Genomic DNA, 20,184 nt, shown 5'->3' with positions numbered 1-20,184 from the left:
GGGATGGGGGTGAGGTTTTTAAACACAACTTGGTATGAATATTATTAAATAACGTTTCATAAGCGGTATACAAGCTATAAAATCCGATGATTATGCTCTTTGTTACTGTTTTGGTTCCACAATGTCTCCAAAAGACAGAGCATTACTGCCGTTACGTGTGTTGTAAGCCCTGAGCATAGCAGCTTTCAGTATATTCGTATTAAGATCACCATCGGGCGAATCAGAGGTTACTTTACCTCCTAGCTCTCGTGTATAGTTCCAAAAAATCACGTCAAGATACACCTTTTCCTTGAGGCGTTGATTATTAAGAAGCTTGAGACAGCCTTCCGCAAACTGCGGATAGTTAGAGAAGGAGTTACCTAAGAAGTCACGTAATTTAGGCTCACTAAAATCTATGTTGACGGTATCTAAAGCCTGTGACAACTTTTGAGCCGACACAGAAGCAGATGGAAGAACAGTCGGGACAGGAGTAGTTTCAGATGGTGAACTTGATATTGTAGAAGATTGTGAAGGAGTAGTTTCAGATGGTGAACTTGATAGTGTAGAAGGTTCTGAAGAAGAAGTAGAAGGTGATGGACTAGGCGGAGGTTCGTTGTTGTATATCGTAGCGAATATAGTAACAACACCGCCAATTAACGCTACTGCGATCGCACTAATTGCAGTCCACGCTTCTTTGCTAAGACCTTGCTGTTTTTCAGATTCTTTTTCTGGTTCGGTCATATAGCACTTGTTGCTTTTGGAAAAATTACCAGAAACACCTATCAAGGTGTAACTGGAAGCGCTTTTCGATATTTCCACAGCATTACCAACAGCAACGCCGTCAGTACTGCCAAGATAAAAAACGCACTCTGCAATACTGTTGATAAATATCATTCATGATTCGTATGCTTCGCTACGATGAGCGATCGCCACAACAAATACCTGTACTAACTCATCGTTTATCGAGTAGATAACCCTATAATCCCCGATTCGGTAACGATAGTACCCTGCATAATCCCCTTTGAGAGCTTTAATATTTGGATGGGAACGCGGAGTTTGTTCTAGCTGTTCCAAACATCGAGCGATTTTTTCGCTAGGATTTTGTCAGCGTTGACATACACTTCTTGAGCATCGGGATGTAGCAGGACTTCATACATCGGAGCGAAGAGTTCTCCAGTTTGCGTATTGGGTTTTAGGGGTTGCTTGGTTTTTTTTAATTCGCTCTAACAATCCAGGAATTGCTACAAGTTCTTGGGTTGCAGCCTCGCTTTCAGTATTTGCCAAGTAAGCCGCAAAATCAACAAGTACCTGTAAGCGTTCCGGTGATAGTTGCTTGAGTAAATCATTAAGTTGACACTGCAACTCTGTCACAGATATTAAATCTGCTGACGAGCGATCGTCTATTGGGGAATTATCTGTGGTACTCATTTTCTGCTTCCCAATTTTCTTGGTTTAGTGTTTATTGTAAGGCAACAAATCGTTGGGAAATATCGATCTCGCTATTATCGTTTAGGATAGGGAACTTGGAGCGATCGCGCAACCCAATACCGAGTCTATTTTAGGTTTCCAATATCTTATGTTGGGTAAGCGCAGCGTCAACCCAACCTACTCTTGCTATCTTGCTAATCAGCGAATATTAACTCCAATAATCTGTGGCTTGTCATTAACACAGTTCCGAATGAGTAATTGAACTTCCTTCTTATTCATAAATGCGTTCAAGAGAATTGTGTGAAATAAGCTGTGATCGGGATCATTTGAGTTTGTCGTATAACCACCATTAGTGACTGAGCAGTGATCGGGATTGACGAGCGGAGCGCTATGGTATACTGCCATACTGCCCCAACCTACACCAATAACATTGACTAAGCCCCACTCAGAAAGTATTCCTAGATGTTGAGCTTGAGCTTTATCCTGATGGCTGATTAGGGTAGAACCAATCGTAGTAGCAGATAAAGTTAGTATTGAAACAGAAAGTAAAATACGTCTGAGCATAATATCTCTTGGAATTTGCTGTTTTGACAAAGAACTCTAGGTAGAAAAATTTGTAAATGCCCGACGGTAAAGATATACATCTAAACCATATTTTTCAGCCCTATCCTTGTAGATTGGGTGGAGCGATGACAATCTGTAGCGAAATCAATTTTTTTCATTTGTACTGAATATCAATCATCCGCCTAACCCAACCTTGCATCTTAGGAGTAGTGGTAGACAGTCTCTATCCTAAATAAACATTTGCGCGAAATAGTGGGTAGCTTGAGTTAGACACACGAGAAATTTTTGATACTAAATGGAAAATTTTATTTTGCGTCGCAACCCAACAGTTGATACGGCTTGATATGGCTATAATCTGCTCTTCTTCATGGGTAGTGTGGGAGGACGAAGTTATATCCTGCTCCTTCATGGGAACCACCCGCAGCACAAGCTCCTGTATTGTCATAACCGTTGTAAAACATTACTTGACACTTACCACAGAAGCGCCATTCTTCCTGTGTTGTTGATGTTGGCGGTACATCGTGTGGGAGAACAAAATTATATCCGGCTGCTTTATGAGTACCACCCGCAGGGCAAGCTCCTTTATTGGGATATCCATTGAAAAACATTGCTTGACACTTACGACAAAAGCGCCAATTGTCCTGTGCATTTTGTGTTGGCGAACCACCGTAGGGAAGAGCAAACTCAAACCCTGCTGGTTCATGGCTACCACCCGCAGCACAAGCTCCTTTATGATCATAACCATTGTAAAACATTGCTTGACACTTACGACAGAAGCGCCACCGATCTTGTACTCCACTGGATTGAGCTAAAACAACGGTAGAGAAATCACCAAGCAAGACTGTACCTGCGGCTCCACCAATGAAACCGACACCTGCTTTCAAAAATTGACGGCGGAAAATCTCGTTAGGCATAATCTTTTCCTTTTAAATAAAATTTCAAGCGATGCTACTGTATTTTTGATTTTGATATAGAAGTAGCGATCGCTTATTCTATGGAGCGATCGCACCACCCTGTCTTGAAAAAAGAGTGCTAATTGCCCAATTTTAGTGACGAACGGGACTTAAACAAAAATCAATAAGATAAAAGACTAAGATTTAAGGCAAAATCCTAACGTGAGTGCGGCAGGACGAAATTATACCCTTGTGCTACATGGCTTCCACCTGCTGCACAACGCCCTTTCTCAGGGTATCCGTCGTAAAACATTGCTTGGCATTTATTGCAAAATCTCCAATCCGTTTGTGCAGTTGGTGTTCCTGGAACATCGTGTGGTAGCACGTAAAGAAACGTATTATCTGCCACATGGCTTCCACCCGCCGGACAACGTCCTTTTCCTGAATAACCGTTAAAAAACATCGCTTGGCATTTTTTGCAGCAACGCCAATTTTGTTGAGCGGTTGATGTTTCTGGACTACCAAATGGTAGGCGGAATTCATACCCTTGCGGTACGTGAGTTCCACCAGCTGCACAGCTATTGGAGTTTGCATCAGTGTAAAACATCACGTAGCATTTATTGCAGAAGCGCCAATATGGTCGATCTTGGTTGACGATTAAACTCGCACTTACCTTGCTAAGTGGACGTATTAGTTCGACAATGAATAGACTGCCAGCAAACTGCAATAATCGGCGTTTTGATACCTGTGAGCTTCTTGGTGACATAACGAATTTTTCCCCTAATTGACGTTGAAACTCTCCATATGGACTTTTACTAACGGTGTGTTTTAGCCGGAAACCATCTTCGCAATGCGCTAAGATCTAAGCCTAAAAATGGTAAATTACTCACAAGATCATGTTGGGTTACGGACTTCATCATTAACCCTCATGAAACAACTCAAGGATGAGATTTGGCAATCGCACCTGTCCAACCAAGCAATCAAGAGCAAACACAAGCGGCTTCAATTAACCCGATGTCTCAGGTTTGTTAGCTTTCGCTAATTGCTCAGTTAGTTCTCGATCTTCTTGTTGATAAATAGCCTTTTCTTTTTGAATAAAGATGTCTGCTAAAGCAGTATAAGCTTCAGCCCATGCTGAAATAACTTCATCAGTTGCAGCATCTTGCAAAACATCTTTCATTGCCTGCAAAAGCTTTTCGCCAATCAAGGGATACTGTTCGGGCAGTGTGCGAGTTTGTACATGACGATGGGCAATTGTTTTTACTGCCATAGCCAACTCATCTAGGCGATCAATATGAGTAGCATAAGCATAAACAGCCGCAGCTAACTTGTGTGCTTGCTCACCACCGTCTAGATGCTGCATCCAAGTGGTTTCAAAGCCGCGTTTATAGTCAGGTCGCTCTGCAAAGGTAATTTCATACATCCGCCTGGTTATCTCTTCACCTTTTTCTCTAATAATCGGTGCAGTTGCCTTAACAATTTCAATCGTTTTTTGACTAACCATTATTTAAAATTCTCCTTTTACTATTTCCTTTTAATTTATGAATTTAGTAGCAAACTTAACTGTTAACTAAGATTATGTTTTTTTATTTAATTGCTGTCTATACCTAAAAAATCAGTGATTTAACTGAGAATTTTTAAACTAAAGAATCAGTTTTCTGTAAAAGATCAGTAAATGTCATAAAAAGTCAGTTGCAGGTCAGACTAATTTTAATTACGATCTCTAACTCCTAATCAAATAAGTAGATATACACGGTTAAATTGAAATATTACGTCAGTTAACAATCTAGACAAAATAGTTAACATAAAAGAGTTTAGCTTACCTAACATTACTGATTCAATACTCTATTGAACTACTGACATTTTCTGGATCGACAGCCATAAAATTACGATGCATAATTCAATTCAATGAGTTGAGTCTACCAGTAAATTTTGATATCGACATTCAAGGAGTATCGTTATGCAATTTCATAAATTTGCAGGTTCTTTCCTGGTTGCTGTTGCACTTTCAGCAGTTACTATGCCCTCGTTTACTAGCCCTGCGATGGCTAATCCGAGAATTATCCCTGATTCAATTCGTAAAAATGCACAACCTTACATAGTAGATACTTTAAAAGGGAAGATTTACGACAATTCAAACAATGTCAATTGCGCTGAGATTTCAGTTTATATTAAAAAGCTTCTCTCAGATGGTTCTGCTCAAAATATTATTTCGGCACAGGCACAAGGAAACTACCAGAAAGATGGTTTTTGCACTTATACCTACCCTGTTACGTTCGTTCCTGAAGCTAGCTCTTATATCGTTGTTGCTACATACGACCGAGATCGTGATTACTGCGGAGATAATGGTTACTGTGATGTTAAACAACTTGGACAAGACTTATCTATGTATTTACATCTACATTAAAAAATCCTCTGAATCAATTGATGATAAAATCTTGCCAATTACCAACAATAAATCAACAATTATGATTAAATAATTAAGTATTTTCTAAGATTAGCTATTGAAACATTATGACAGCTTTTAACTACTACAAAATTGGAGGTAGTCTAGAATATCAACACCCAACTTATGTGGTGCGTCAAGCCGATTATGAACTCTATGAAGGTTTGAAAAATGGGGATTTGTGTTATGTCTTAAACTCGCGGCAGATGGGTAAGTCTAGCTTGCGAGTTCATATTATGAAACAACTGAAAGAGCAAGGTATACAATGTGCATCGGTTGATTTGACAAGAATTGGTAGCCATGTCACACCTTCCGAATGGTATGGCGGCTTTGTTTCTGAGCTATTGCGGGGGTTTGGTTTATCCAGAAAAGTGAATTTTGGGACATGGTGGCGATCGCAGGAATTTTTACCCCCAAAACAACGATTAAGTGAATTGATTGATGATGTATTATTAACAGAATTTTCTGGAAAAGTTATCATTTTTATTGATGAAATTGATAGCATTTTAAGAATAAATTTTAAAGATGATTTTTTCGCCTTTATTCGTGCTTGCTATAATCAACGAGCAGATAATTCAGAATATCAACGACTCACCTTTTGCTTATTGGGAGTAGCGACTCCTTCTAATTTAATTGCTGATACAAACCGCACGCCTTTTAATATAGGAAGAGCTATCGAATTAACTGGATTTAAATTAAATGAAATAGACGCTTTAATTCGAGGTTTTGAGGGAAGAGTTGCTAGACCAAAAGCGATCATGGAAGAGGTGTTAAAGTGGACTGGTGGGCAGCCATTTTTAACTCAGAAACTGTGTCAACTAATTTGTAATTCTAGTTATTCATTCCTAGAACATCAGGAAAAGCAATGCGTAGAGGAATTGGTGCAAAACCAAATCATTGAAAATTGGGAAGCACAGGATGAACCAGAACATTTACGAACAATCCGCGATCGCCTCACGCAAAATGCAGAAAATCAAACTGGGCGATTATTAGGGTTGTATCAGCAAATTTTACACCAAGGAGAAATCCCCGCAGATGATAGCCCTGAACAAATGCAACTACGTCTGACGGGGTTAATTGTCAAGCAACAGGGAAAGCTGCAAATTTATAATCGCATCTATGCAGAGATATTTAATCAAGCATGGCTCGACAAAATCTTGACAAATATTCGACCCTATGCACAGATGTTAAATGCTTGGGTAAATTCTAATTTTCAAGATGAGTCGCGTTTGTTGCGTGGGCAAACCTTGCAGGATGCCCGCAATTGGGCAGCAGATAAAGGTTTAAGCGATTTGGATCGGAGATTTTTAGATGCTAGTCAGGAATTAGAAAAGCGGGATGTTCAGAAAAGATTACAAGCAGAAGCAGAAGCGTCAAAGATTTTAGCACAAGCGAATGAGGTTTTATTTCTAGCCAATCAAAAAGCCAAACGACGGATTCAGATTGGCGGAGTAGTATTAGCGATCGCCCTGATTACAGCAATAGTTGCAGGAATTTGGGCCAATATGATGATCAAAGATATACAACGAGAAAGAATCAAATCCCTGAGTATCTCTTCTACTGCTTTATTAAACTCCAATCAAGAACTTGATGCTTTAGTTGCAGCACTCAAAGCAGCTATGCAATTGAAATCAGCAACTTGGGCAGATGCTAACACTAGAGAATCAGTAAGATTAGTATTGCAACGTGCAGTTTACAAAGTCAAAGAACGAAATCGCTTAGAAGGATACAATGATGCCGTCAGAAGTGTAAATTTTAGTCCAAATGGTCAAAATATTGTTACTGCTAGTGAAGATAACACAGTTAAACTTTGGAGTATTGATGGCAGAGAAATCAAAAAATTCACTGCCCCAAATCAGATTTTTATCAGTGCGATTTTTAGTCCAGATAGCAAGATGATTGCTGCCATTAGTGCCAATAACACCGTCAAAATTTGGGGTTTAGATGGACGGGAAATTATCACTTTCCAAGGGCAAAATGAAGAGGAGTTTGTAAGCAGTATTTGTTTCACGCCTGATGGTAAATTAATTGCTGCTCCTAGTGAAGATAATACAGTCAAACTTTGGAATATTAAGGGACAGGCAATTAAAATTCTCAAAGGGCATCACGATTCTGTTTGGAGTATTAGTTGCAGCCCTGATAATAAAACTCTTGTCACAGCTGATCAAGAGGGAGTCATCAAAATTTGGAGTATTGATGGACAAGAGATCAAAACTTTTAAAGCGAGTGATAAATCGATTTTTGGTGTGAGTTTGAGCCACGATGGTAAAGCGATCGCCACTGCGGGAGGAGACAGCACAGTCAAACTGTGGAGTTTAGATGGACAAGAACTAAAAACTATTGGCAGACATGAAAACTATGTTAGTAGTGTCAGCTTTAGTCCAGATGGTCAGACAATCGTTTCTGCAAGTGCTGACAAAACAGTTAAACTTTGGAGCATTGATGGCAAAGAACTGAAAAAGTTCAAAGGACATAATCATTCTGTCTTTGGCGCGAATTTTAGTCCCAATGGTCAAATCATAGCTTCTGCTAGTGCTGACAACACAGTTAAACTTTGGAGTATTAACAATCAAGAACTCAAAACTTTAAGTGGACATAATGATTCTCTTTGGGCTGTAAATTTTAGCCCTGATGGGAAAATCATTGCTTCTGCTGGAGATGATAAAACTATTAAACTTTGGAGTTTTGATGGTCAACAACTCAAATCCATTAGCCCAAACAGTGACCTAGTTTGGAATCGAGTTTGGAATCTTAATTTCAGTCCTAATGGTCAGATAATTGCTACTGCTAATTCTGAGAAAACAATCAAACTTTGGCATTTAAATGGTCAAAATCTGAGAATTTTCAAAGGACACAAAGACGAAGTTATTGATATCAGCTTTAGCTCTAATGGTCAAACCCTAGTGAGTGCTAGTTATGATGGTACAGTCAAACTATGGGCTATTAACGGTCAAGAACTCAGAACTTTTAGAGCAAATGCTGGTAAAGTTCGGAGTGTTAATTTTAGTCCCAATGGTCAGACAATTGTCTCTGCTCATAATGACGGCACAATCAGACTTTGGAACTTAGAAGGTAAGAACCTCAAAACCTTCAGAGGACATAGTAGTTATGTTACTGATGTCCATTTTAGCCCTGATAGTCAAATAATTGCCTCTGCCAGCCGGGATAACACTATTAAACTCTGGAGTTTGGACGGTCAGGAACTCAAAACACTCAAAGGTCATACTCCCGGAGAGATTAGATTTAGCTTTAGTCCTAATGGCAAAATTTTGGCCTCTGCAAGTGCTGACAGCACAATTCGACTTTGGCAGGTAACAAATGGTCAAGAAATCAAAACTATTGAGGGAAATGGTTATCCTTTCTGGAATATTAGCTTCAGTCCTGATGGCAAAAAAATTGCCTCTGTCAGTGAGGATGGACTTGTTGAACTTTGGAATGCAGAAACTCTAGATTTTGAGCAACTAATTGCTAGAGGCTGCAACTGGTTGGATGATTATCTGAGAAACAATTCTCGCCTGAACGAGAAAGATAAACAGATTTGTAAATAAAGACAAGAAGATACTATGAATCGTCGTGAATTGTTAGCTTGGGCTGGTATTGGTTGTCTTGCCAATTTATCGTTGTCCTTTGTAGCTGCTGGTCAACCCTCTAATCTCAAAAAAAGCGATCGCACCTCTACCTTATATACCAAAGGTAGATACTTATATGACTCCCTCGGCAACAAAGTTATTCTGCGAGGAATCAACTTACCCCTGCTGGATGACTGGAACTTTCCTCAAACTGATAAGCTGGCAGAACTAGAAAAAACTGGAGCTAACGCTGTCAGAATTCAATGGTACAAGGATTATGGTCAAAGCGATCGCCCCGCTTATACAATTGCAGACTTGGATAATTTTCTCACTAGATGCAAGACGAGTCGGATTATTCCGGTACTGGGTTTGTGGGATCTCACCTGTAACCCTGATGTCAACCTGTTAAATACCCAGTTAATTCCCTGGTGGACTTCTGAACCTGTGCTGAATGTACTTAAAAAACATCAAAAGTATCTGATCATCAATTTAGTTAACGAATTGGGTGTCTATCGCTGGGCTAATAATTCTACTAGTGCATTAAATACTTTCAATAATGTCTATAAAACTGCTATTACAAAAATACGCCAGCATCTACATTTACCACTTATGATTGATGCGCCCGATTGTGGTCAATCTATTGAAGTTTTTACGAAAATTGGTAAGGAGTTAATTGATCACGATCCTGATCATAATCTTCTATTTAGCAGTCACGCTTATTGGGCTGGTCATGACGGGATGGCACATCTTAAAACGGCTATCGATGCCAACTTACCAATTGTTTTTGGTGAAGTTGCTAACAAGCAAGACGAAGAAATCAATGGAAAAACTCAATACTGTTATTATGACCTTGATGGTAGTAATCAAAACCATGCACCCGAAAATGGTTTTACCTATCAAGCATTTTTGCGGCTGTTAAAAGAAAAGGAAATTGGCTGGCTTGCTTGGAGTTGGTGGAAGGACAATTGCACAGAACGCCAGATGTCCCAAAATGGAAATTTTTCCAGTCTCACACCCTACGGCAATGATATTGTCAACAATTCTATCTATGGCTTGAAGGTGACAGCTCAAAGAGCAAAATTTTAGCCATTTATCTATCTGTGTACCCCGCCTTAAGCCTATGAGTGCGTCTACTCTATATCTGTGTTCATCTGTGTTCATCTGTGTTCGTTTTTCCTCTAGTGGACTTAATGCCAAGCTGCTATATCTTTAATGTTAGAACTTACGCTCCATACAAATCGACTATCATCTGTACTAGCGGAATTCGGTCGTTTCAGGCTGTTGATGACAAAACTAAGGACAGGTAGCGAGCGATCGCGCTTTGTGGAAAAATCAGATTGAAAGGCATTGAAAACCTAACTGCATACTTGATTGTTTTTGTCAATGCGTAAGTTCTAAATGTATCGAACACCGATACACACAGATGAACACCGATTTGATTACCAAAAGATAAAATAGTAAGGGAATAAACTGATAGAACAGTGTTAAGCTGTTTACCCTGCTTATCACCCCGAAGCAATGGATCAACTAGTTAATCAAGTTTTGCGCGATCGCTATCACATTCAATCTCTACTTGGTCGTCAGACTGGTCGGAGAACTTTTCTAGCAAAAGATTTACAAACAGGATCGTCTGTTGTGATCAAGTTGCTGTTGTTTAGTCCTGACTTTAATTGGGATGATCTGAAACTTTTTGAACGCGAGGTAGAAGTTCTGCAATCATTAGACCACCCAGCGATTCCTAAATATATTGATCGTTTCGAGGTTGAGACTGAATTAGGGAAAGGCTTTGCTCTGGTTCAAACTTATATTGAAGCCAGATCATTACAAAATTGGGTAGAGTCTGGTCGTACCTTTAGCGAAGCAGAAATAAAGGCGATCGCCAAGCAATTACTAGGAATTTTAGATTACCTCCACAGTCGTCAACCGCCTGTCGTGCATCGAGATATTAAACCAAGTAACATTTTGTTGGGCGATCGCACTGGTCATAGTCCTGGGCAGATTTACCTGATTGATTTTGGTAGCGTTCAAACTGTAGTGCATAGCGGTACTAGGACAGTTGTTGGTACTTATGGCTACATGCCCCCCGAACAATTCGGTGGGCGAACTGTACCCGCTTCAGACCTTTATGCTTTGGGGACAACGCTAATTTATTTGGTCACAGGACAGCATCCCGATGAACTACCACAACGGGAGATGCGAATACTGTTTGAAGATAGAGTTAATCTTAGTCCGAATCTCGTTGATTGGCTGAAATGGCTCACAGAACCGAGTTTAGATTTACGGTTAAAATCTGCAAAGCAGGCGTTAGAAGCTTTAGAAAAATCAAATTTACGAGAAAGTTCTTTAGCAATTGCGAAAAAACCCGTTGGTAGCAAAGTCAAACTTACCAATACCAGAGAGATTTTAGAAATTCTGATTCCGCCACGAGGATTTCATCTGGGATTAATCCCAATCATTGGATTTGCAATCGCATGGAATTCTTTTCTAGTCATGTGGTACGGTGCTGCTTTCAGCATGTGGAGTAGTGGCGGATGGTTTGCAGCCCTATTTGCGATCGCTCACTTGGGTGTTGGGCTTTACTTTATTTGGAATATTCTCTTTACTTTATTTGGACAAATCAGACTTCGCATCACTCCACAGAAAATCTCTCTCACCCGTGAAATCTTGGGAGTAAAATGTCCACCAATTCTTACCGCACCCCGACAAAATATCGTCAAAATTGAACTCACTCGTCTTTCATACAAAAGAGATTCCGAAGGAGGTACTATTACAATTCCCCCTCAGATTAACATCTGGGTAGGAATCAAAAAATTTGAACTTGGTGGTAAAGATTATCTGACAAACCCAGAACTTGACTGGTTAGCACACAATTTGAGCAGTTGGCTAAATTTGCCCATTACCAGGGATTAGTCTTTCAAGAAACACTTTGTATAAAGCCTACCGCGACTGACCCAAAGAGCGCTGGTTCTGACCATGCATCTAGAGCAAGTTCTTAGCGTACAAAACTGCCATTTTGGCACGATGACCCCCATACCGTTAAAACTATATAAACTGTATCTTAAGACAAAACTTAGATATTGAATTAAATACTTATTGACCAGCATTAAAAACTTGTTCCGCAGTTAACTTTAACTCAGGGAAAGTAGCAGATAAAATTTTCTCGCTACCCCGAAACTGACTGACTTGATATTCTCCATCAATCAGTTGATAGACTGAGAAAGTGGGTTGTTTGGGATTACCGATAAACTTCCTAGCTCCCAATGCTGCATAGTCAACAATCCAATATTCGGGGATGCCCATCTCTTCATAATCGGCAAGTTTGAGATAGTAATCATCGCGCCAATTGGTACTGACAACCTCAATAACTAAAGGAATTGATGTACCCTTAGTCACAGTGGATGATTTTTCCCACAGAGGTTCATCAGCCAAAGCAGCGTCATTTAGTATTAATACATCTGGGAAATAACCTGATTCTCTTTCCGGTGGTTTTACTATTGCTTGATTGGGAATAAAATAGGGGAGATTTAATCGTCTAAACTCTAAAGTTAATTCAGCAGCCGAAAATCCTTTTATCCTTTCATGTTTCCCAGTTGGCTGTGTCATTTCGACAATTTCCCCGTTATGCAGTTCGTAGCGTACCCCAGAGTTTTCGGGATACCACGCAATAAATTCGTCAAAGGTAACTATTTTTGATAAAGCTTGGGTCATAACATATTGATTACTGTGGGTTGTGTTTTTATTCTAGAAGTCCGGCATAGCTGTTTTAGTTTTACTATTGGTTCATCGTTTTTGGGTGAAACCAAATGAAGTTAATTTTCGTTAGAGAAAAAAGCTAATTCTAATTAGAGCCAGAACTGCTTAACTTCATTTTTGAGCGACTTAACATCGAGCGATCGCTACTGCCAAGTAGAAACGTCTCGCAGCACTTCTGGAATTTCCTCACCTGCGGGAAACTCCAGTAAAGTTTCTCGAAAACCCAAATAACCAGATTCGGTAAAAGACAACAGCATCCGTCTGAGTGCAAACCACACCTCTGGTTCATATTCCCAGTCACCATATCTGGAAGCTTTACCTGCAATGGAACGCAGCGCCCAAAAATAGCTATTCCTCACCACAGAACCGCCTTTTTTATACTCTGGTACGTCTTCGTGATGCAGGAACAGTACATCGTTTTCAATTTTGGATCTCATGAGATGGGGAGGTGGGGAGAACCGGAGGTGGGGAGTGGGGGAAGTAGAGAAATTATTAGCAACCACTAACCACCAACCACTAACTACCAACTAATTCGATGTTAAACCAATCCGAAAAGTCAACCCAGGGCTGTAGGTACGATTGACTCGTTCGTATTGTTCACCGAGTAGGTTTTCTAGGTAAACCCTAATTCCTAAAGTTCTTGTTAAAGGGATGCGAGCGCTAAAATCTAAATTAAAGAATGGCGAGACAAAGTCGGTGGTTTGATCTCCTGGTTTGGTAAAGAAGGCACGGCGAGCGCCACTATTATAAGTAGCATACAAGTTAGCCTGCCATCCTCGACTTTGATAACCAATACCAGCTTGGGCTACAGAATAGGGGATCATACCTAACTGCAAGCCTTTTTCTACTCCCGTTTTAATTTGGGCATCTGTATAAGTATAGTTAACAAAAGTCGACCAATTAGAAGCAATTTGCCATTTTAAGGCTGCTTCAAAACCGTTGGTATCCACAAGCCCAATATTTTGCCATTTTCCTTGAATAATTCCCAGACGATTATCTAAACTACTGCCAAAGTAAGTAAATTGTCCCGTCAAATTCTCTGAGAAATTTACATCTACTCCCGCAGTCCAAGATGAACCTGTTTCTGGTTCTAAATCTGGGTTTGGCAACCAACCATGAACCGTATCATAAAGATACAGTTGATCTAAACCAGGATTACGCTGTCCTCCTGCCCAACTTCCTCGTACAGCAAAGTTTGGTGTCACACCATAACGAAATCCTACACTAGGATTGAGGTAATTACCAAACTTGCTATCAAAACTTTGTCTCAATCCTAAATCTAGCTCCAAGTTTTTAGTAATATTCCAAGTATTGAGAACAAATAAAGCTGTGTTGAATATCTTCTCGTTTTCTGTTTCATTTAAAGCAACTCGATCAGGGCGTGTACTTTCAGTCTTACCATCTAAGTTGTTATTGAGAAACTCTAAGCCCCATCGCAATCTATTACCTGGACTAGTTCGCCAATCGTGATCTAATCTAGCTGTAAATAATTGGGTGTCTAAAACACCAGTGCGGTAATATTCTCCACCTTTAAAAAAAGTTGGACCATAAGTACTAAAGTAATCCTGATTATAACCTAATGTAGTTGTCAAAATGGAATTTTCACCATTACCTAGTAGGGTTTTCCAAGATAAACCAAGATTGAGTCCATCGTGATCTAGTCGGTCTCTTTGTAGTGGGAAACCAAAATATACTAAACCACGACGACTGCTCAGTTTTGTCGCGTCAAAACTGAGAGTATTTCTGTCATTTAAATCGAAGATCAAACTACCAAAATAGCTACTGATAGCAGTATCTGCATTCGTTAAATAACCATCAGAATTACGATTTGCCGCACCTTCTGGTACTTTGTAGCGATTATCAATAAAGCTTCTTTCAAAGCTGAAATTATATTTAACAGAACCCAAGGAGCCGTTATAGCTTGTTTGTTGATTATTAAAATTCAATGAGCCAAATTCTACAGCCGCATTAAATTTAGGGGTCAATCCACCTGCTTTCGTAATAATATTAACTACTCCACCAAAACCAGATGAACCATAAAGGGTTGTCACTGCACCGCTGGATAATTCAATTTTTTCAATTGATTCTACAGGAATACTATTTAAATCAGTGGCTCCATGATATGTACTAATATTAGTATTAATTGGTCTGCCATTAATTAGGAATACCGACTGATTAATTGAGTGTCCCCGATAGTATGTGCCTGTGTGGATGTCTGCTCCATGACCAACATCATTAATAGCAAAACCTGGCATTCTTTTGAGAACATCAGCGACACTTGTAGAGCCTTGTTTTTGAATTTCTTCTTGCTCAATTACGTAAGTAGGAGTAGATTGGGGTAAAGTGTATATTTCTCCTATCACCTCTAGTTCGATATCCGCTTCGTTGGTAGTTTCATCAGAGGTAGAGGGTTCTGTTTCTACTTGTGCAATTGATTCATTTGATGTGGATTGCTGGGTTAATAATTTAGCATTTGTGGCAGGTAATTCTATTTCATTTAAGTTAGGAATTTCTGAATTTGTTTGCAGAGATTTATCAATAAACTGTTGATAATATTTAATGTCGTTAGCAAAAGCAGGATAAATGATGAGTAGGTTAATTAAAGCTCCTGGAATCCAAAAAAGACACTTTTTCACTTTTATGATCACTGTTAGTAGAAACACTCAGTGATATTTAGCAGTTATTGCAAATACATGTCAAAAGACAGACTGTCGTACTTTTGAAATGTAGAGGGGATCGAGAGTTTTGTAGTGATTTAGGCAACTACGACTTTAAATGGTATTTGCCCTTGTACAGTCTTGATTAAAGATAGGGTTTTTTCGTATGCGAATTTCTCTCCTCGGTATCCAAAGTAATCAGCGGCTTTGAGTAAATCTGCGATCGCAGCTTGTTCATAACCAAGGCGATGGAAGGCTATACCCCTAGAAACATAAGTACTACCATCACTAGGGTTAAGTCGGATAGCTTTGGTAAAATTATTGACAGCGCCAGAGTAGTCTTCACTTCTGGCACAAGCACAACCCCGGTTAAAATAGGCTCGATAGTCAACGGCATTGAGACGAATTGCCTGATTAAAGTCAAGCATAGCATTTTCGATGTCTCCTAGCTCCAAACGCGCTAAGCCTCGATCATTATAGATATCAGCCAGTAGAGGACTATCTGTGTAGGGAATTTGACTGAGGGCAAGATTGTAGTCTGTAATTGCCTGTTGATATTTTTCCAAAGAAGCATTGGCGATTCCTCGGTTATAATAGGCGCGAAAATCACTCGGCTTAAGAGCGATCGCTTGCTCATCGTCAGCAATAGCCGCTTCATAGTAACCTAGCCTATATTCGGCAACGCCTCTATTTAAATAAGCCTCAGCATTCTGAGGTGAAAAATTAATTGCTTGGGTACAGTCTGCGATCGCATTTTGATAATCTTGAATGTTGAGATAAGCAAGACAACGATTACTATAAGCAGCAGCAAAATCTTGTTTTTGTTGAATCGCTAGTTGAAATTCTTGAATTGCTCCTTGGTAGTTACCGTGTAGCATTTTTTCTATCCCCAGCTTAAAAAAATCCTCTGCTGTAGTTGGAATGATAGAAGTCGTTAATGAATAAGCAGGTGCAGAAACAAATGAAAAAATAAGTATAACAACACTGATGAAACTAAAAACAAAGCGATCACAGCAATTCATAAATCCTCGCTTTTTAGAGAAATCAAGTACCTAAAAATCAATCAGAAAAACAGGTACTAATTACACGCTTCATAACTCGAAAGTCACATATTAGTAGTGAAAATTCATATTTAAATTCTATTAAAATTAATATTTTGTAGCAATCTTCAAGATTTGCAATCTCGCGCCTTCAAATAAATTTGGGGCAGATGGCTTAAGTCTACTGAAGTTGAAGTAGACTCATGTTTTTATTCAGTCATCTTTAGATGACTTGGCGGTTTTTGACTAAGCTGAACTTCTGGTGGTGAAATTTATTTTTTGGCGAATGAAAAGCTGCTACAAAACCTCTACAGGCAACTGTCCACAATGAGGGCATGAAAAATCGACCACCGATACACACAGATACACACAGATAGATACAGCTATAATTCTCAGCTTTGCGTCCTTATTTAACTACTAAAATATTTCTCACTCATCACCTAAAAAAAGACGCTTGAAATATGTTTATTTCTCCACACTTACCCTACGGGAAAACCTCACACAGCTACACACTTATTTTGCAAATCGGGTAGGTGAAAAGAAAATTAACTACTATTTATACGAAACTACAGACAAACACAAACAAACACTTATTTTACCCATGTCTATATGTGTGCATCTGTAGTTTTCAATACTCATTTTGTGTTTTAGTTTCTAGTTTCTAGTTCCTAGTTCCTATTTTTTTACTTCCAACCTTTTTCAGCTTCTCCTAACACGTAAACAGCAACATCTTCAATTTGTTCTGGTTTTAAACGCGCTTTGAAAGCCGGCATAGCATTTTTCCCATTTGTTACTTGGGCAATAATTGCTTCTGCTGAGTTCATGCCATATTTTTCCAAATCGCTTTTACTCAAGCTTTTATTTGCTTGCACCAAGTTCTTACCACCTGCATGACAAGCAGCACAGTTAGCACTAAAGACTTTAGCGCCGTTGGCTGCATCTGCGGCTAAAGCAGGACGATTAAAAGCGAAGGTGAAGATTGTGATGCCAAGCAACAACACTAACAAAATCTTTTTCATTCTGTGTTTCCTCTGCAAAAGGACTAATCAGTCCATAATCCTTACTAATTCTCGGCTTCACAGCTTTTCCTCGTCAAAAGACAGACTGTCATAGTTAGTCATTTGTTGTTTGTTGGTGGTTATTTGTCATTGGGTATTGGGAAGAGACGGTGTTAAATAATTCTCCCTTGTCCTCCTTGTCTCCCCCCATCACTCCATCTCCCCATCTCCCTACACTCTCCCCTTTCCCAACTCCCTCAGCGCCTCACCCGTAACCCGACAAATGCGCCATTCTTCTAAGATCGATGCTCCCATGCGGCGGTAAAATGCTTGTGCTGGTTCATTCCAATCTAAAACACTCCACTCTAAGCGTCCACAATCTCTTTCGACAGCGATCTGAGCAACTTTAATCAGAAGTGCTTTGCCAATTCCTTGGCTGCGATACTCTGGCAAAACAAATATATCTTCTAGATAAATCCCTGGCTTGGTTAGGAATGTTGAATAATTATGAAAAAACAGGGCAAAACCGACAGCTTGCCCTGCATATTCTGCTAATATCGCCTCAGCATATTTAGGGGAGCCAAATAAATGCTCCTTTAGTGTAGAGGAATTGCCAGTAACTGCATGAGATAAGTTTTCGTATTCTGCTAGCCCTTGCACTAACTCAAATAGCGCATTGCAATCAGCAGGTTCGGCAAAACGCACTATCAAATCACTTTTAAAAGCCATTGGTCATTAGTCATTAGTCCTTTGTCATTAGTCCATAATCGACGTCTATAGTCAAGAGTTCTCTATCCGTTGGGGTCGGTAATGGGTAATTGGTAATTGGTAATCGGAAAAACCAATGCCCAATGCTCTACTGCGTCAGAATAATATCCTGAGGAATTAGCCGGACTTGATATAACTCTTAACCAATAACTAATGACAATTGACAAATGACAAATTATATTAACCACCCCTTCAACCTTTTAGCAATGTGAGGACGCCGTAATTTGCGCATCGCTTTACTTTGAATTTGTCGTACTCGTTCGCGAGAAAGGTTGAACATGTTACCAACTTCTTCCAAGGTACAGGGTTCGCTGGTTGTTAATCCGTAACGTAAGGAAATCACGTCTTTTTCTCGTGGGGTGAGTACGTCGCCTAGTACTTCCCAAATCTCCTGACGCATCATGCTTTCATTCATCTTTGCTTCTGGAGATTGGTTGTCTTCATCTTCTAGCAAATCCATTAATTCCGTGTCTTCTTCTTTACCGACACGATGATTTAAAGATAATGCTTGACGTCGTAGTTGTTGGAGTTGACGTAATTGTTGGGGCGGAATTTCTAATGCTTCCGCCATTTCGATTTCGTTAGGATTACGTCCTAGTCTTTGTTTGAGTTCTCGCTGGGCTTTCTTGAGTTTGTTGAGTTTTTCAACAATATGAATTGGTAAACGGATTGTTCGAGCATCGTTAGCGATCGCTCGTGTAATTGCTTGTCTTATCCACCAATAAGCATAAGTAGAAAATTTATATCCTTTGTCCGGATCAAACTTTTCTGTTGCCCGATTTAAACCCATTGCTCCTTCTTGAATTAAATCCAAAAAAGGTACGCCGCGGTTTAAATATCGTTTAGCAATTGATACAACAAGACGTAGGTTAGAGCGAATCATTTTGCGTTTCGCTACCCTACCTTGATACAAACGATTTTCTAACTGCTTTTCTGTTATTTGTAGATGCGCTGCTATACTTGCTTTAGTGGGTTGATGTCCTAGTTCTTGTCTTAATGCAGCTTGGATTTCGTTGACTTCCTCTAAAAACCGCACTCGCCGCGCTAATTCCACTTCTTCGTCGGGTTTTAGCAATGGATAGCGCGCCATTTCTTTAAAAAACGCGCCCACAGCATCATCATACTCGGTTTTGTTATACCCTGAAGGACGCGCTGCTGCCATTTCATCCCCATCGCGTCCATCAACTTCCAGATTTTCTGCAATCGGGGATTCTTCATCTGCCACTGCATTTAAAACTTCCAGAATTTGTTCTTCATTAACGGCAGCATTTTCTATCATTTCCATGGTTCCCAATTCAGCAATATTCATAGCTTCTGTTAGGGATTGTTGCTTGGTTTGATACATAATTTAGTGACAGCTGCTTTAAGATGCTTCATTAGTTTTTAATAAAAGACAAATGCACCTGTTTTATAGCAAAAATTTTCCGCGAGATTAAACTAGTCAAACTTAGTAGCCTTTGCCCATCATTACCTATGTTTACCAAGGATAGCAAGAGGTAAAGACCACTATTTATTTTTGTTCTTGGTTACAAACAGATACATTTTTAGATATGTTTTTGCTGCTCACATTAACGCTTTCGTTGCTACTTCGACTATTCATGAGTTCCTCATTTTTTTCTTGTTTACAAACTATGTCAAATAAACTAAATCAAAATTGCTCAAACTTAACAAATATAAAAATTACTCTCAATGATTAGTTGATTATTAAATTTTCATATATATTTCTAATTTATCTAATCTTTAAAGACTGGTTACTGTTTAAACATCTTTAAATCTTATCAATGAGTATCTTGAATCTTTGGTAAATTTGCCCAGCAAAAGGCGTGGCGACCCATTGCCTAGTTAGAAGCATCTCATATACTGAGAGTATTTAATATCTATCAATAGGGAGAAAAGCTCTCTTGCGTATTCACCATACAGAGAAAAATTAACTTAAAAAGATGGGAGAGATTTATTTTGTCTGGTCTGTTTTCAATACTGATTACCGTATATAGATATAATTAATTCCCTATCTGGAATTACATAAGAGGAAACTTATCAAGTATTATGTCTGATGACAGTATTGCGAATTACATTTTCATTGACATTT

General features: G+C 39.3%; 18 protein-coding genes. 4 read left to right on the top strand and 14 right to left on the bottom strand.

The annotated features are described in order from the left end of the window. Positions 1-102 precede the first annotated feature (102 nt). From UYK_RS0119815 to UYK_RS0119785, 7 genes are all read right to left on the bottom strand, one after another. Positions 103-873, bottom strand: coding sequence for a hypothetical protein (locus UYK_RS0119815; RefSeq protein ID WP_016872018.1), 771 nt, complete (start codon positions 871-873; stop codon positions 103-105). Then, entirely contained in the window at positions 874-1,053 is a 180-nt protein-coding gene (locus tag UYK_RS25295; protein ID WP_235182359.1) for a type II toxin-antitoxin system RelE family toxin, read from the bottom strand. It abuts the gene before it with no gap. Between the two features lie 75 nt (positions 1,054-1,128). Beyond that, a complete protein-coding gene (locus tag UYK_RS0119805) occupies positions 1,129-1,407 on the bottom strand; it encodes a hypothetical protein (RefSeq protein WP_016872017.1) in 279 nt (92 codons plus the stop codon). A 198-nt stretch (positions 1,408-1,605) separates the two neighbouring features. After that, entirely contained in the window at positions 1,606-1,971 is a 366-nt protein-coding gene (locus tag UYK_RS0119800) for a hypothetical protein (protein ID WP_016872016.1), read from the bottom strand. Positions 1,972-2,336: 365 nt separating this feature from the next. Further along, the gene (locus UYK_RS0119795; protein ID WP_009454358.1) at positions 2,337-2,885 is read right to left on the bottom strand and encodes a hypothetical protein; all 549 of its coding nucleotides are present in this window, start codon (positions 2,883-2,885) and stop codon (positions 2,337-2,339) included. Between the two features lie 196 nt (positions 2,886-3,081). Beyond that, positions 3,082-3,630, bottom strand: a complete 549-nt coding sequence (locus UYK_RS25290; RefSeq protein ID WP_071588135.1) for a hypothetical protein — start codon at positions 3,628-3,630, stop codon at positions 3,082-3,084. A 240-nt stretch (positions 3,631-3,870) separates the two neighbouring features. Further along, positions 3,871-4,368 carry a globin domain-containing protein gene (locus UYK_RS0119785; RefSeq protein WP_009454354.1) on the bottom strand — a complete coding sequence of 166 codons (498 nt, stop codon included), beginning with the start codon at positions 4,366-4,368 and terminating at the stop codon, positions 3,871-3,873. 456 nt (positions 4,369-4,824) lie between these two features. Here UYK_RS0119785 and UYK_RS0119780 point away from each other — a divergent pair, with 456 nt between their 5' ends. The 4 genes from UYK_RS0119780 (at position 4,825) to UYK_RS0119765 (ending at position 11,789) form a co-directional block, all read left to right on the top strand. After that, on the top strand, positions 4,825-5,271 hold the full coding sequence (locus tag UYK_RS0119780; RefSeq protein ID WP_016872014.1) for a hypothetical protein: 447 nt from the start codon (positions 4,825-4,827) through the stop codon (positions 5,269-5,271). Between the two features lie 107 nt (positions 5,272-5,378). Further along, complete coding sequence (locus UYK_RS0119775; protein ID WP_016872013.1) at positions 5,379-8,858, top strand: WD40 domain-containing protein; 3,480 nt, start codon at positions 5,379-5,381, stop codon at positions 8,856-8,858. A gap of 15 nt (positions 8,859-8,873) precedes the next feature. Continuing rightward, positions 8,874-9,965 (top strand): cellulase family glycosylhydrolase, encoded by a 1,092-nt coding sequence (locus UYK_RS0119770; protein WP_016872012.1) that lies wholly within the window; start codon positions 8,874-8,876, stop codon positions 9,963-9,965. Positions 9,966-10,397: 432 nt separating this feature from the next. Further along, positions 10,398-11,789, top strand: a complete 1,392-nt coding sequence (locus UYK_RS0119765; RefSeq protein ID WP_009454339.1) for a serine/threonine protein kinase — start codon at positions 10,398-10,400, stop codon at positions 11,787-11,789. Positions 11,790-11,969: 180 nt separating this feature from the next. On the opposite strand, the gene UYK_RS0119760 is transcribed toward UYK_RS0119765, so the two are convergent. The 7 genes from UYK_RS0119760 to UYK_RS0119730 form a co-directional block, all read right to left on the bottom strand. After that, a complete protein-coding gene (locus UYK_RS0119760) occupies positions 11,970-12,587 on the bottom strand; it encodes a Uma2 family endonuclease (protein WP_009454337.1) in 618 nt (205 codons plus the stop codon). 188 nt (positions 12,588-12,775) lie between these two features. Beyond that, complete coding sequence (locus tag UYK_RS0119755; protein ID WP_009454335.1) at positions 12,776-13,069, bottom strand: hypothetical protein; 294 nt, start codon at positions 13,067-13,069, stop codon at positions 12,776-12,778. Positions 13,070-13,159: 90 nt separating this feature from the next. Beyond that, positions 13,160-15,268, bottom strand: a complete 2,109-nt coding sequence (locus UYK_RS0119750; protein ID WP_026086523.1) for a TonB-dependent receptor plug domain-containing protein — start codon at positions 15,266-15,268, stop codon at positions 13,160-13,162. 119 nt (positions 15,269-15,387) lie between these two features. Beyond that, positions 15,388-16,311: a tetratricopeptide repeat protein gene (locus UYK_RS0119745; protein WP_009454331.1), complete on the bottom strand. Its 924-nt coding sequence runs from the start codon at positions 16,309-16,311 to the stop codon at positions 15,388-15,390. Between the two features lie 701 nt (positions 16,312-17,012). Further along, positions 17,013-17,348, bottom strand: a complete 336-nt coding sequence (gene petJ / locus UYK_RS0119740) for a cytochrome c6 PetJ (protein WP_009454321.1) — start codon at positions 17,346-17,348, stop codon at positions 17,013-17,015. A 210-nt stretch (positions 17,349-17,558) separates the two neighbouring features. Then, complete coding sequence (locus tag UYK_RS0119735; protein ID WP_009454319.1) at positions 17,559-18,056, bottom strand: GNAT family N-acetyltransferase; 498 nt, start codon at positions 18,054-18,056, stop codon at positions 17,559-17,561. Positions 18,057-18,270: 214 nt separating this feature from the next. Continuing rightward, on the bottom strand, positions 18,271-19,440 hold the full coding sequence (locus tag UYK_RS0119730; protein WP_009454317.1) for an RpoD/SigA family RNA polymerase sigma factor: 1,170 nt from the start codon (positions 19,438-19,440) through the stop codon (positions 18,271-18,273). Positions 19,441-20,184 lie beyond the last annotated feature (744 nt).

Origin of the sequence: Fischerella thermalis PCC 7521 (genome assembly GCF_000317225.1) — a bacterium.
Classification (GTDB): domain Bacteria; phylum Cyanobacteriota; class Cyanobacteriia; order Cyanobacteriales; family Nostocaceae; genus Fischerella; species Fischerella thermalis.
Note: the sequence above shows the minus strand (reverse complement) of the source record. Positions and strands in the feature narration are given on the sequence as shown.

Bases quoted from the DNA above. Each gene is read 5' to 3' on its own strand.
- UYK_RS0119775 (WP_016872013.1), top strand. From the start codon at position 5,379: ATGACAGCTTTTAACTACTACAAAATTGGAGGTAGTCTAGAATATCAA.
- UYK_RS0119815 (WP_016872018.1), bottom strand. From the start codon at position 873: ATGATATTTATCAACAGTATTGCAGAGTGCGTTTTTTATCTTGGCAGT.
- UYK_RS0119770 (WP_016872012.1), top strand. From the start codon at position 8,874: ATGAATCGTCGTGAATTGTTAGCTTGGGCTGGTATTGGTTGTCTTGCC.
- UYK_RS0119780 (WP_016872014.1), top strand. From the start codon at position 4,825: ATGCAATTTCATAAATTTGCAGGTTCTTTCCTGGTTGCTGTTGCACTT.
- UYK_RS0119735 (WP_009454319.1), bottom strand. From the start codon at position 18,056: ATGGCTTTTAAAAGTGATTTGATAGTGCGTTTTGCCGAACCTGCTGAT.
- UYK_RS0119755 (WP_009454335.1), bottom strand. From the start codon at position 13,069: ATGAGATCCAAAATTGAAAACGATGTACTGTTCCTGCATCACGAAGAC.
- UYK_RS0119795 (WP_009454358.1), bottom strand. From the start codon at position 2,885: ATGCCTAACGAGATTTTCCGCCGTCAATTTTTGAAAGCAGGTGTCGGT.
- UYK_RS0119730 (WP_009454317.1), bottom strand. From the start codon at position 19,440: ATGTATCAAACCAAGCAACAATCCCTAACAGAAGCTATGAATATTGCT.
- UYK_RS0119745 (WP_009454331.1), bottom strand. From the start codon at position 16,311: ATGAATTGCTGTGATCGCTTTGTTTTTAGTTTCATCAGTGTTGTTATA.
- petJ (WP_009454321.1), bottom strand. From the start codon at position 17,348: ATGAAAAAGATTTTGTTAGTGTTGTTGCTTGGCATCACAATCTTCACC.
- UYK_RS0119765 (WP_009454339.1), top strand. From the start codon at position 10,398: ATGGATCAACTAGTTAATCAAGTTTTGCGCGATCGCTATCACATTCAA.
- UYK_RS0119805 (WP_016872017.1), bottom strand. From the start codon at position 1,407: ATGAGTACCACAGATAATTCCCCAATAGACGATCGCTCGTCAGCAGAT.
- UYK_RS0119760 (WP_009454337.1), bottom strand. From the start codon at position 12,587: ATGACCCAAGCTTTATCAAAAATAGTTACCTTTGACGAATTTATTGCG.
- UYK_RS25290 (WP_071588135.1), bottom strand. From the start codon at position 3,630: ATGTCACCAAGAAGCTCACAGGTATCAAAACGCCGATTATTGCAGTTT.
- UYK_RS0119785 (WP_009454354.1), bottom strand. From the start codon at position 4,368: ATGGTTAGTCAAAAAACGATTGAAATTGTTAAGGCAACTGCACCGATT.
- UYK_RS0119800 (WP_016872016.1), bottom strand. From the start codon at position 1,971: ATGCTCAGACGTATTTTACTTTCTGTTTCAATACTAACTTTATCTGCT.